Here is a 13,237-nt window from a genome sequence, read left to right as displayed (position 1 = left end):
CCCGCCGGTCACACGCTGACCAGGCGTTTGCGCTGACCGTCCCAGGTGAAATGCACCGTTGCCACCCCGCGTGCGTGGGGGTCGCGCAGGCATTCGTAGATGTGCAGGCTGGGGACGGTCGGGAAGCAGCCCCACAGGCGTTCGCTGGTGATGACGAAGTCGAGGTCGAGTTCCACCAGCAACCCGAGCAGGCGCCCGTGGGTCGGCTCGTCGACCTTGGCGAACGCGTCGTCGAGCAGGATCAGGCGCGGCGCCGCCGGGGCCGAGTCGCCGAGCGAGGAGAAGTGCGCCGCGGCGGTCGCGAACAGCACCAGGTACGACACGACGCGCTGCTCGCCCTGGCTGAGCGCGGTGCGATGGCTGAGCACCCGCTCACGGTCGGGGCGGGCGGCGTCGGTCACCTTCACCTTGAACGCGAACCACGCCCGGTAGTCGAGTGCGGTACGCAGGTGAACGGCGTACCCGGCGGACGGATCGGCCAGCCGGGCCTCCTCGATCCGCCGGCGCAGCGCGTCGCGCAACTCCTCGGACTGGTCGCGGGTGCGCAGCGCGGAGGGACGGCGCAGCAGTGTCACGGCGGCCTTGACGTCGGCGTCGCCGCCATCGGCGAGGTCCCAGTGCAGCCGCGCGCCGATGCCGTGGGACGAACGGACCTGGTCGAGCGTGTCGTTCATCGCGGTGACCAGGCCGTGCGCGGCCAGCACCTGCCGGGACAGGTGATCGCCCAGCTCGCCCAGCAGGTAGCGCTCGAAGACCTCCTGCTCGCGGTCGGACAGCCGCAGCCGCGCCTCGGTGAGGGCCGCGCGGATCCGCTCGCCCACGACCGCGGCGTCGTGGGCGCCGGTGTCGTCGTGGAGCGCGAACCTCTTCACTCCGTCGGTCTCCTCGATTCCGGCGTCATAGCCGCCGGCCAGGCCGTCGCGGAGTTCCTCTCCCCGGCGCAGGATCACCGAACCGCTGATGTCGGACGAGGCCGCTCCGAGGCGCGCGCCGACATCGTCGGCGAGGGAGCGCAGCGCGGTGATGCGGGTGCGGACATCGCCGTCCTGCGCCGAGTCGTAGGCGAGCAGGGACGGTTCGAGGTCGCCGAGCGCGGCGGCGAGGGCGAGCCCGGGGAGGCCGAGGGGGCGGCGCAGCTGGCCGCCGCCGGAGACCACGATCCGCTCCTGCTCGCCGAGCGCGGTGACGGCGCCCTCGCGCTCGAACTCGGCCCGGATCTGCCGCCTCTGACTCTCTTCGGCGCGCGCCGACAGGCGGGGCAGCTCCTGTTGAGCCTCGTCGAAGCGGCGCTGTGCGTCGCGTTCGCCTTCGATGATCTGCCGTTCGGTGGCGCCGACCGTTCCCTCAAGGCGCTTCAGCTCGCGGTGTGCCTGGTTCAGCGTGGCGTGCACGGTTCGGTAGGCGGTCTCGGCGGCGGTGCGGTCGGTGTGCGACCGCTCCCAGGAGCGGGCCGTTCCCGCGTGCGTGCTCAGCCGGGCGAGGACGCGGCCGGCGTCGCGGCCGATGGTCTCGACGCGGGCGCGCAGCCCGTCCAGGTCGGCGCGGAGCCGGGCGAGGTCCTCCAGCCCGTCCGGGAGGGAGTCGGCGGTGGCCTGGGCTTGGGCGCGGGCGCGCAGCTTCACTGCCGCCGCGCGGGCCTGCTCGGCGGCGCGCCGGGCGTCCGTCAGCTCCGCGGTCAGCCTGGCCGCGGCCTCGGCGGCCTGGTCGTGCGCCGCCCACGCCTCGGTCAGGGGCCGTGCCGACGGTGCCTCGCGCAGGGCCAGCCGGAGCCGGTCGCGGCTGTGCTCGATGTCGGCGCGGGCGGCGCGGGCGCCTTCGAGAGCGTGGGCCAGTTCGTCGATGCGGGCCGTCAGCTCGTCGATGCGGTGGCGGCGGGTCGCGGCGCGCACACCGGCGCCGATGTACTCGGGACGGTCCTTGCGGTACGCCCCGTGGGCCACGCCGAGTCTCCACCGGCCGTCGCCCGCGATCCAGCTGTGCGCCTGTGGTTCGTCACCCAGCCCGATGCGGTGTAGCAGCCGATCCAGGGTCTCGTGGCTCACACCATGGCCGGGGACGGGCTGGAGCACATCGGCCAGCGTCGGGCCCGGGAGCGGGATGTCTCCGGTGTGGAGCACGACGTCCTGGGTGTCTCCGGTCAGCACCGTGCCGTCGGCGCTCACCCATGCGCCCAGCAGCCCGGCGGCTTCAAGGGCCGCCTCCAGGCCCGCCCGGCTGGAGCCGTCGACCGACTCGGCGAAGTCCAGCAGGAGGAAGAGCGGGGCGCCTGTGCCGGAGTGCCGCCCGGCCGTCGAGTAGGCCGAGCGGGGCGGCTCCGGGTCTGCCTGCTCTTCCCAGTGCCGCCGGTCTTTCTCAGCCTGCGCGAGGGCGGCGTCCAGCGTGCGTTCGCGGGCGAGCGCTTCGTCGCGTTCGCCGTCGAAGGCGTCGAGTACGGGACCGGTGCTCTCGTGCGCGAGGCGGGAGAGGGTGTCGGGGACGTCACGGCCGAGGACGCGTTCGGAGAGCGGGAGCTCGTCGTCGCCTCCATCGGGCAGGGCGACGGCCGTCAGCAATGGATCGGGTTCGGGTAGCCGTTCCGCCCAGTCGCGCACGCGTGCGGCGTAGTCGCCGGAGGCCGTGGCCAGTGCGGTGCCCTGCTGGCTCTGCCGCTCCTGTGCCTTCGCCAGTTGACCGTCGAGCTGTTCGGCCTCCTGCCGGAAGTATCCGGCCTTGTTCTCCGCCGCTTCGACTTCTCTCAGCTTTCCGGTGAGCGCGTCGGTGGCGCGCCGCCGCGCCTTGACCACCTGATCCGCTTCGCCGAGCCGTGCCCGCCAGGTCGTCAGGACGGCTCCGGCCGCCTCGTCCAGGGCCCGCGGCGCGGGCCGGACGACCTCCCTGTCCTGGCCGTCGGGGCCGGTGACCGTCTCGGTGCCCCCGGCCGCGAGGGGGACGGCCCGCGCGACGGGCGGCTCGCCGAGCAGCGCCTCGTCGAGCCCGCAGGAACGGGCGTCGCCGCGGGCGTCTCGGAGTGAGCCGCGCAGGTCCGTCAGGTCGCGCCCGATCTCCTCCGCTTCGGTGCCCAGCCGTGCTGCCGCCGTTGCCTCGCCCTGGCGCGCCAGCCCGGCCGCGCTCCATGCGACGTTCACGGTGTCGCGCATCGCCTGGACGGTGGCGCGCTTGTCGCGCAGGTCCTTCAAGGCGCCGTAGGCCGGGCCCTCACGCAGCGCCCGCAGGTCGGCGTCGGCGGCGTCCCGTGCCTCCTCGACCGCGGTGACCTTCGCGGCGGCCTCCTCCGCCTCGGCCTTGAGTCCCGCCAGCGCCCGCTCGGCGTCGCCGGCCTGCCGCCGGCGGTCCTTGAGTTCGGCCAGGCCCTCGCCGACCAGCCCGACCCGGCCGCGCAGCACTCCGCGCAGGTATCCCCGGTAGGCGGCGAGGAAGGTGGTGAGCGCGGCATCGGTCCGCTCCAGCCGCGCCAGTTCGTCCCGGACGGTGTCGAGATCGTCCAGGTTGCGGGCGACCTTGTCGATGATCTCGTCGTCCAGCGGCGGCAGGGCGTCGCTGAGCACCTTGACCAGCTCGCCCGACTCGATCCGGTCGCCGATCGTCGGCCGCCGCAGCCCGTACAGCAGATGCACCAGGTTCCGGTAGCGCGGCATGTCGGTCAGGCCGAAGAGCTCGCGAGCGACTCTGGAACGGTAGTCGGCGGCGCGCTCGTAGCAGTTCTCCTGGCCGATCAGCTCCCGCAGCCCGGACAGGGCGGGCCGCCGGGCGGGGTCGCCGAGCGGAAGCTCGCCCTCGCCGTCGCCCACGGTGAGCGGGGTGACGAAGTATGTCGCCTTCGCCTCCCCGGTGGACGTGGACGCCTTGACCGCCGCCACCAGGGTCAGCCGCTCGACCGCCGCGCCGCCCGGCCCGCCGTCGGCCGGACGGGCGAACTCCACCCACAGGTATCCGAGCCGGTTGGTGCCGGCCGTCCAGCCGTCGAGCATCAGCCACTTCAGCGTGGTCTTCCCGCCCCCGGCCGCGTCCAGCCTGCGGGTGTCACCGTCCAAGAGGAATGGCAGCAGCATCTCCAAGGCCTTCGACTTGCCGGCGCCGTTCTTGCCGCGCAGCAGCAGCCGCCCTCCTCCGAACAGGAACTCCTCGTCGTACTGCCACACCTGGTGGATTCCTGCTCGGCTGAGCCGGAACCGGTGTGGATGCATGGGCAGCGGGATCATCCGGTCGTCACCTCCGGGGCGTAGCGCGCGGCGGCGGCGAGCAGCCTCCAGCCGTCATCGGGATCGGGGCTGAGCAGGCACATGCGGTGCAGGAGATCGACGACCGCCGCGCGCAGCAGCTCGGGTGCGCCGGTGTACTGGGCGGCCCAGGACTTGTGGTGCCGCTCGGTGAGCTCTGCCAGTACGGAGTCGATCAGCCCGTCGGGGACGGCGGCTCCGCCGCCCTGCGGGGCGAGTTCGGCGACGAGGCGCTCCAAGAGCAGGAGCGCCGCCCAGGGGACGGTCCCGGTACCGGGGAACTCGACGTCGCTCAGTTCGCCCTCGGGGTCGATCAGCGCGACGCCCTCGGCGCGGATCTCGGCGTCCAGTCCCAGCGCGTCCTCGAAGATCCGCTGCTCGCGGCGCTGGTTGCGGCGCAGCCAGTCGCGCTCGTCCTCGGTCAGGTCCGCGACGTAGACGACCGGGGTCTCGACCAGCCGGCGCCGGACCGCGTGCCGGGGCCCGGAGTGGTCGGGGGCGGCGGCCAGCGCGATCAGCTCGGCGGGGGAGCCGGCCCGGCCGATCGGCCCGCTGACCAGCCGCCGCGCGATCTCGCGGTCCACCGTCAGCAGCGCCTCGGCGTCGCCGTCGCCGGAGTAGGACTCGACGGACCCCTCGTCCTCGGCCAGCACCCGCCATTCCGTCAGCTGTTTGAGCGCGGCGACCAGGGCCCGGCGCTCCACGGCCCGGCCAGGGTCGCCGGGATCGATCCCTGCCTCGGCCGCGCCCGCCCTGGTACGGGTCACCAGCTCGGAGAGCAGCAGCTGTTCGGGGGCCGTCACCAGCACCGACAGGACGAGTGCGAGGTAGGCGTAGGTGCGGGGGGTGAAGGGCGCCCCCGAGGCGCGCTCCAGCCGCCTGCCGCCGCCCGTTCCGAGGCCGGCCTTGAACAGCCGGGCGAAGCCCGGCTCGACGACCAGCCGATAGCCGAGAAGCTGCCCGAACTGCCGGGCGAGCTCGTCGGCGTGCCGGCGGATCAGCGGGAAGTCCTCCGGATGCGTCTCCACGGTGACCAGCGGGTGCCGCATCAGCAGCCGTGCGGCGGCGCGGCGTTCGGCCGCGAGCTCGGCGGAGAGATCGCCGCTCATCCCGTCTCCTCCACGGTGGACGCGCCGGCCAGGGCGCCGATCCGCAGCACCAGGCCGTCGAGGGCGAGGTCGCCGTCGGCTCCGTGGATCACGCCGCCTTCTCCGGACGTCCTCACCAGGCGCAGCCGGAGGTCGAGATCGTCGTCGGCCGCCTCCGCCTCCTCGAACCGCGGCGGCGCTCCGGCCAGGGACCGGGCCAGCAGGTCCAGCAGCAGCCGGGTGGCAGCCGCCGACAGCCGGACGCCCGCCAGGCCGGGCCCCGCGGCGCGTAGTTCCGCAGCCGCCGCATGCTGCCTCCGTGTCTCCTCCTCGGCCTCGCGCCGCAGCCTGTCGCGCTGCGCGGCATAGTCCTCGGGGCCGGACGTGCGGCCTTTCGCGGCCCGGGTGCCGCGGTTCCGCAAGGCGATCGGTACCGCGATGGCGGGCCCGTCCGACCAGCTCGACGTCGCGGGCACCTCCTGCTCGGCGTCCGGTGCGAGCCCCAGATGCCGGGCGCCGTAGAGACCGAACGCGGCGGTGAACAGGTCGTGCGCGGTCGTGTCGTCCACCTCGTCGAACCAGCGGGCCAGCCGGAGCAGGTCGCGCCGCCGGGACAGCCCGCCCGTGGAGGACGCGATCATGCGCTTGGCGTTGGCGAGCAGGGCCTGGAGGGCACGCAGTGTGGCGTCCCTGAGCTGGTCCACCTGGCTGCCCTGGCCGTCCTCGTCGAAGAACCAGGCCCGCAGCCCGGCCCAGTCGTCCAGGTCGCGGCCCCGGCTGCGCTGGACCTGGACGTCGGCCCGCGCCAGCGCGCTCAGCCCCGGGTCGGCGGCGTCGATGTCGGCGAGCAGGTCCGGCAGCCGCGGCCACAGGCCGCCGATGCTCGCCTTGATCTGCGGCGCGCAGTGCGCCACGTCGTCGGTGATCGTCTCGGCGTAGTCGAGCAGCAGTTCCTTGAAGCCGGTGAACTCCGCGGTGTCCAGGTCGTATCGGAAGATCACCTGGCCGAGGTAGGCGTAGAAGTCGCGCACCGAGTCGGCGAACTGGCCGAACTGGGCGAACAGCGTGGAGATCCGCTCCAGCGCCGCCCGCGGCTCGATCCCACCGAGGTCCGCGCTCTGCTCGTCGAGGTCGTGGAGCCCCCGCGCCACCAGCGCCAGCAACTCCCGGCTCACCTCGCGCGCCGCGTCCGCCTCCGCGAGGATCGCGTCGGCCTGCCGCTGCACCCGCTCGCCGAGCGTGGACAGCTGGTAGCGCGACCGAACCCGGTGGTACTCCCGGATGCTGCCGGCCCTCACCGGCCGCGAGCTCGGGATCAGGTTGCCCCAGTGCCGCAGTTGCTCCAGCTTCGCCGCGACCGTCTCGACCGTCAGACCGCCACCGGCCCGCTCGGCCACATCGTGCGCGGACAGATCGGCCAGCAGCGTCGAGGTGAACGCCCGCATGACCGCCAGATGAGTCGCCCTGTCGGGCACCGTCAGATACGTGTAGGCGGTCAGCCGCTCCAGTTCCCCCGGCTCGCCCAGAACACCTTCGACCAAAACCCTCCTGCCCTTCTGCGCGGCGCCATCGCCTCCTACCGCCGCCATGTCCTCAGCCGGCGGCGTTCCGGCCTCCGTCGCCCTTCCCGTTCTCGCCTCGGTCGTCCTCGGATCGGCCGAGGGCCAGGGAGAGGTCCTGCCCGTCCCAGCCGCTCTCGGTGCGCCACAGGACCGGCAGGCCGAAGGCCTCCCGGAGGACGCCGGGAGCCCATGACTCGGCCGGCTCACAGGGGAGGACGAGGAACCGGTGGTCGGCGGGTTCTCCCTCGGCGTGCTGGACCTCGTGGATTCTCAGCACGGCGTCGCGCATCCGCCGGTACCGGTCGCCGCCCTCACCGAGCACCTCGTAGAGGACTCTGCCGTCCGGGCCGTCGCAGATCACATCGGCAGTGGGGGAGTCCACCACGGGGAGCAGGCGGGCGCCGTAGAGCTCGGAGATAAGGGCATGGCGCACACGTTCATGCACGCTACACCGTCGTTCCGCGCGCACGCTGGCCTCCAGCTCTCCAACGAACGCAGCGAAGCCCGCTCCACCGTCGTCGAGTTCTGGTTCCGCAGTCGATTGATCGGACTCTGAGGTGGTCACGCACTCGCCTTCCGGTGAGATGTCGGATACAGGGAGAAGCACTCGGGGAATCGGCGCCGAGTGCACGACGGTCAGTGACCGGGTGCATCGGGTCAAAGCCACGTAGAGCAGGCTGGGACCGGCGGGCGCCAGGCCGGCGATCGCCGCGGGCTCCACGAGCACAACATGATCGAACTCCAGTCCCTTGGCCTCCGCGGCGGTGATGACGCTGACCCGGCCGTCATCCGGGACGGTTGTGAGGGCCGCGGCCGTGTCGGCGTGCCGGTCGGCCGGGACGATCACCGCGACCGAGCGTCTCTCCTCATCCGCGGTCGCCGAGGTGAGGGTGCGGACCCGTTCGGCAGCCTCCGTGACCAGGTTCGCGGGCCGGACCGGCAGGAGGGTGACCGCTTCGGCGCCGCCCGGCCTGATCGACGTGGGGGACTTGGTCTGGGCGGGGATCGAGCGCGCCAGCGGTTCGGCGAACTCCATGACCTCGCTCGGGACGCGATACCCGGTGGTCAGCTCCTCGAGATGCCAGCCGTCGTCGCCTGCGAGGGCCGAGGCCAGGGCGGACCAGTCGTGATACGGGTGACCGCCGGTCGCCTGGGTGAGGTCGCCGAGGACGGTCATGGAACCGCTCGGGCAACGCCGGGCAAGCGACCGAGCCTGCATCGGGGACAGGTCCTGGGCCTCGTCCACCACGATGTGGCGGTAACGCGGAGGGGAGTCGCCGCCGATCAGGACGCGCAGTTCCTCCAGGCAGACCCGGTCTTCGGGCGACCACGGCTCGGCCGACATGCGGGAGGCGCGTGTTCGCGCGATCGCTGCCCGCTCCTCCTCCGAGAGCAGTCCGTCGGTGGCCGCGCGCAGGATCTCCGGGTCACCGAGCAGGCCGCGCAGGACGTGCTCGGCGGTGACATCGGGCCAGATGGTCTTCACGAGCCCGACCACCCGGGGGTCCCGGGCGATGCGGCTGCGCACGTCCTCGCCAGGGCGGCGCGGCCTTTCACCGGTGTTCGCGTGCACGAGGTGATCGACCAGGCGGGCGGCGAATCCGCGGCGACGGGTCGCGTACGGGACCGTGGCGCGCGAGGAGCCGTCATCACCTTGCGCGAGTTGCTCGAGGACGGCCCTCGGCACCGATGACCTGCCCCCCTCGAAGTTGAACTCGAAGGCGCCGGCGCGCAATTTGGTGTTCATGCGGTGATGGGGCAGGGCATCCACGGCACGACGCAGCACTTCCGCCATCCGCGCGTCGGACTTGACCAGCCGGGCCGGCAGCGGATCGACTCCGCGCGGGGCGTCCCAGAGACGGTCGAGTTCCACCGCCGTCACGTCGCGAGTGCCCAGGCGCGGGAGGACCCCGCGGACGTAGTCGAGGAACCTGCGGTGCGGGCCGACGACCAGAACGTCACCGGTCTTGAAACGCTCGTTGAAGAGAAGCCAGGAGATTCGGTGCAGCCCCACGGCCGTCTTCCCGGTACCGGGACCGCCCTGGACGATCAGGACCCCCTTGCGGTCGTCGGAGACGAGCAGAAGTTGATCCCGCTGGATGGTCTCGACGATGTCGCGCATTCGCCCGTCTCGGGCCCGTTCAAGGTCCTCCAAGAGAAAATCCTTGAGGCCCTCGATCGATGGCGGGCCGGGCGCGGTGTCGGGCTCGGGCGGCAGGGGTTCGCCCGCCGCCAGGGCGCTGGCCGTGAACGCCCTCTGCGCGGACGGGGCGGCGACGATCCGGATCTCGTCCCGGAAGTCCCGGACCCGGTCGGCCTCACAACGCAGCAGACGACGCAGCGTCATCTTGCCGGGATCATCGGGCCTTCGCAGCATCCAGTCGATGGCCTGCGGCGTCTGCCAGTCGATGACGAAGGCGTCGTGGTCCTCGTCGCGGACGGTGCGGCGCCCGATATACCACGTCTTCGGCTTGCCGTCCTCCATGTCGTCGACCCGTGCGATGACGAGGGCTTCGCCGCCGAGGTCGCTCTCGAAGCGGATCTCAGGGGCGACGTCGGTGATGAAGGCGGTACCGGCATGTGCGTCGGTCAACTCTCTGCGCGTGCTTCGGAATGCGTCCCTGTTGTTCTGGAACTTACGCTCGTAGCAGGTGTAGGCATGGTCGACGGCGCGCTGTTCCTCGGCGATCGCGGCTTTACGTTCGGTCACGTTGCCTCCTTGGCATGCCCCAACCGGTCGGTGGCTGTGGTCTCCGTTCCTGAACGCAGGGGTCGCGGCCAGTGCCCGGGGTGGGGAAGCCGGGGAGGGGGCGGGGACGTTCCGGGCGGTTGGTCGAGATTCATGGTCGCGCTCTCATCTCGTTCAGGGGGATGGCTGGGAGCGCACCGTTCCCTAGTGTTCACACCAAACCACATTGAGGATGTGAACTCAATCGACCAAGAGGATCATAGTCTCATGTGAATCGAATCAACCCTGTCGATGTAGGTCGAGGGGGTTCGGTGTAGCGTGATGATCTCGCGCTGCCGTCCGGGGGCGCATGAGGTGGGAGTCCCGAGTGGCACAGGACGCGACGGTGACCGCGGCCGACATCGCCAGGCTCGCCGGCGTCGGCAGGGCCGCGGTCAGCAACTGGCGCAAGCGCCACGACGACTTCCCGCAGCCCGTCGGCGGCACCGCGGCCAGCCCGTCGTTCTCGCTCGCCGAGGTCCAGGACTGGCTGCGCGCGCAGGGCAAGACCGACGAGTCGACGGCCGATGAGCAGCTCTGGCACGAGCTGCGCAAGATCGCCGATGAGGTGGAGCTCGCCGACATGCTGGCGTTCGCCGGTGCGTTCCTGCTCTACCTGTGCCGCGACCACGCGCACTGGGACGCGCTCGCCGAGCGGTCCGACGAAGGGGTCGCGGCCGACCTGCCCGGCGCGGTCCGCGCCGCGGTCGAGGGGCTGCCCGGCGAGCAGGTGTTCCCCCCGGTCCTGCCCACGCGGCACGTCCCGGTGATCCGGGGGCTGGCGGGGCTCGCGGCCGGACGGGGTGCCCGCGCGTGCTTCGAGTTCCTCCGCGAGCGCTACCTCGACCTGCACAAGCGGCGCATGTACGACACGCCGCCCGAGGTCGTCCGGCTGGTCATGGACCTGGCGGGGAGCGGGCACGGGACGGTGCTCGACCCCGCCTGCGGGTCGGGCGGCCTCCTGCTCGGCGCGATCGAGCACGATGCCGGGCGGCTGCTCGGCCAGGACGCCGACGAGGCGGTCGCCCGGCTGACCGCCATCCGCCTCGCGCTCCGCACTCCGGACGCGGCGATCCGCGCGGGCGACCCGCTGCGCCGCGACGCCTTCGCGGGCGTCGAGGCCGACCTGGTCGTCACGACCCCGCCGTTCAACGACCGCAACTGGGGCTACGACGAGCTCACCGCCGACCCCCGCTGGGAGTACGGGCTCCCGCCGCGGACCGAGTCGGAGCTGGCCTGGGTCCAGCACGCCCTGGCGCACTGCCGGCCCGGCGCGCAGGCGATCCTGCTCATGCCGCCCGCCGCCGCCAACCGCCGCGCCGGCCGCAGGATCCGCGCCCAGCTACTGCGGCGCGGGGCGCTCCGCGCCGTCATCATGCTGCCGCTGGGGGCCGTGCCCAACATGGCGGTGCCGCTCAACCTGTGGGTCATGCGCCGCCCCGATCCCCGTGAACGGCCGCCGAGCCAGGTCCTCATGGTCGAGACGTCGGGCGACTACGCCGCGCAGGCGCTCGAGGGCTGGCGCCGTTTCGCCGCCGATCCCGAGGCCGACCTCGACGATCCCGGCCGCAGCCGCGCGGTCCGCATCATCGACCTGCTCGACGAGGAGGTCGACCTCACCCCGTCCCGCCACCTGACCCGGCAGGCCGCGGCGCCCGCGATCGAGCGGGTCGCCGAACGCCGGGCCGAGACGCTGGGGCTTCTGGAGAGCCTGCCCGCCCTGCTCCCGGAGGTCCGGGAGGGGCGAGGGGGGCGAGGGGGGCCGGACGGCCCGGACGCGCCGCTGGTTCCCGTCTCCGAGCTCGTGCGCATGGGCCTGGTCAGCGTTCACCAGGCGTCCGCGGTGCCGCCGGGCGCCGAAGAGGGGCTGGTGCCCGTGCTCACGGCTGAGGACGTCGTCAAGGGGCGATGGCCCGACGTGACCGCGCGGGTGGAGACCGGGGCCGGTGCCGTGGTCGTCCAGCCGGGCGACGTGGTCGTGCCGGGGATCATCAGGGCGCCCACCGCGAGGGTCGTGCCCGAGGGCGGTGCGCTGCTCGGACGGCACGTGTTCCTCCTGCGCCCCGATCCCGCGCGGCTCGACGCGCACTTCCTGGCCGGGGTCCTGCGCGGGTCGCTCAATCTCCGCCATTACTCGATGGTCTCGATGAGCTACCGGGTGGACGTCCGGCGCGCCGAGATCCCCATGCCGCCCGTCGAGGAGCAACGGCGTTACGGCGATGCCTACAGGCGTCTTGACGAGTTCGAAACAAAACTGCGCCGCGCCTCGGAATTGGGCGCCGATCTGGCCAGACTCCTCGGCGATGGTCTGGTTGACGCGAGCCTGTGTCCTGATACGGCCAACCGAATCCCTGACGACGGCAAGCCCGCGGCACCATGATGACGACCGCCGCGCCCGCACCCGCTGCAAGGCCTCGACCTGCGCGGACGCCACCTGTCGGGCGTGGGCGGGGGGCTCCGGCCACGAGGTCCGCCGGGCACCCCCGCGCGATGTGGTCCGGGCGATCGTCCGGTAGCCGGTTCGTGCCGTTCCGCAACGCCATATCCTGGCCCTCCGGTCAAGTGATCAGTGACAAGACCACGGTTGTCAGGCAGGTGTCGATGGATTCTCTCCAGCCTTCCGATCCGCGCGACATCGGTGGCATCGAGCTGCACGGCACGCTCGGCGAGGGCGGCATGGGGAAGGTCTATTTCGGGGTGACCCCGGACGGACGGCACGTCGCCATCAAAGTGATCCGCAAGCAGCTCGCCGGTGACCCCGAGATCCGCGAGCGGTTCGATCGCGAGGTCCTCGCGATGGGCATGGTGCAGGGGCCGCGCGTCGCGTCGCTGGTGGCCGCCGCCGGGCCGGGCGCCGAGCGGCCCTGGCTGGCGATGGAGTACGTGCGCGGCCTGACGCTGAAGGACTACCTCGCCACCCGCAAACCCCTCACGGCCGAGATGGGCGCGGTGCTGGGCGATCTGCTGGCCGAGGCGCTCGGCGCGATCCACCGGGCCGGGCTGCTGCACCGCGACCTCAAGCCCGGCAACATCCTGCTCGGACCGGACGGCCCCAAGGTCATCGACTTCGGCCTGGTCGACCTGACCGGGACCGACCAGCAGCTCACCAAGACCGGCGCGTTCCTCGGCACGCTGGCGTTCATGGCACCCGAGCACGTCCTCTCGCCCAAGGACCTGCCGCCCGCGGCGGACGTGTACTCGCTGGGCGCGACCCTGGTCCAGGCACTGACCGGGCACCTGCCCTACGACCGGCCGCACCAGGCTGCGATGATCATGGCGATCAGGGACCCGGACGAGGTGCCCGACCTGAGTGGAGTGCCCTTCGCCCTGGAACCGGTCATCGGTGCGATGCTCGCCCACGACCCGGCGCTGCGGCCGACCCCCGCCGAGGCGTCCGGGGAGTTCCGGCAGGTGCTTGCCGGCGCGGGTCTGGGCCTGCGCGACGCCCGCGTGCACTTCACCGAGCTCACCTATGTCGAGCAGCCGTCCGACCCGCCCAGCGACATCGATCCGCCCCGGCGGCGGGCGCGGCAGGGGCAGGGCGAGCGCCAGGCCCCGCGCCCGGCAGTCTCGATGCTCGCCGACCGGCTCGCCCACGCCTACGCGCCGGGCGGCCGGCTCTGACGCCGTGACGCCGCGCCG

6 protein-coding genes are annotated in these 13,237 nt (G+C 72.7%); 2 read left to right on the top strand and 4 right to left on the bottom strand.

Annotated features, from left to right (window positions below):
• Positions 1–8: 8 nt before the first annotated feature.
• Genes QP090_RS20495 through QP090_RS20480 form a run of 4 tightly spaced genes read right to left on the bottom strand, consistent with a single transcriptional unit; the run spans position 9 to position 9,577 of the window.
• Positions 9–4,199: a TIGR02680 family protein gene (locus tag QP090_RS20495; protein WP_285940721.1), complete on the bottom strand. Its 4,191-nt coding sequence runs from the start codon at positions 4,197–4,199 to the stop codon at positions 9–11.
• A complete protein-coding gene (locus QP090_RS20490) occupies positions 4,196–5,326 on the bottom strand; it encodes a TIGR02678 family protein (RefSeq protein ID WP_285940720.1) in 1,131 nt (376 codons plus the stop codon). The genes QP090_RS20495 and QP090_RS20490 overlap by 4 nt, the downstream gene beginning before the upstream one ends.
• A complete protein-coding gene (locus QP090_RS20485; protein WP_285940719.1) occupies positions 5,323–6,846 on the bottom strand; it encodes a TIGR02677 family protein in 1,524 nt (507 codons plus the stop codon). Before QP090_RS20485 ends, QP090_RS20490 begins: the two co-directional genes overlap by 4 nt.
• A 52-nt stretch (positions 6,847–6,898) precedes the next feature.
• The gene (locus QP090_RS20480) at positions 6,899–9,577 is read right to left on the bottom strand and encodes a HelD family protein (protein ID WP_285940718.1); all 2,679 of its coding nucleotides are present in this window, start codon (positions 9,575–9,577) and stop codon (positions 6,899–6,901) included.
• A gap of 346 nt (positions 9,578–9,923) precedes the next feature.
• On the opposite strand from QP090_RS20480, the gene QP090_RS20475 reads away from it, so the two are divergent.
• Complete coding sequence (locus QP090_RS20475) at positions 9,924–11,975, top strand: N-6 DNA methylase (RefSeq protein ID WP_285940717.1); 2,052 nt, start codon at positions 9,924–9,926, stop codon at positions 11,973–11,975.
• Between the two features lie 221 nt (positions 11,976–12,196).
• Positions 12,197–13,219 carry a serine/threonine-protein kinase gene (locus QP090_RS20470; RefSeq protein WP_285940716.1) on the top strand — a complete coding sequence of 341 codons (1,023 nt, stop codon included), beginning with the start codon at positions 12,197–12,199 and terminating at the stop codon, positions 13,217–13,219.
• Positions 13,220–13,237 lie beyond the last annotated feature (18 nt).

The sequence above is a fragment of the Actinomadura xylanilytica genome (genome assembly GCF_030283145.1).
Taxonomy (GTDB): Bacteria; Actinomycetota; Actinomycetes; order Streptosporangiales; family Streptosporangiaceae; genus Spirillospora; species Spirillospora xylanilytica.
The sequence above is the reverse complement of the archived record's forward strand: the minus strand, read 5'-3'. Positions and strand labels throughout refer to the sequence as shown.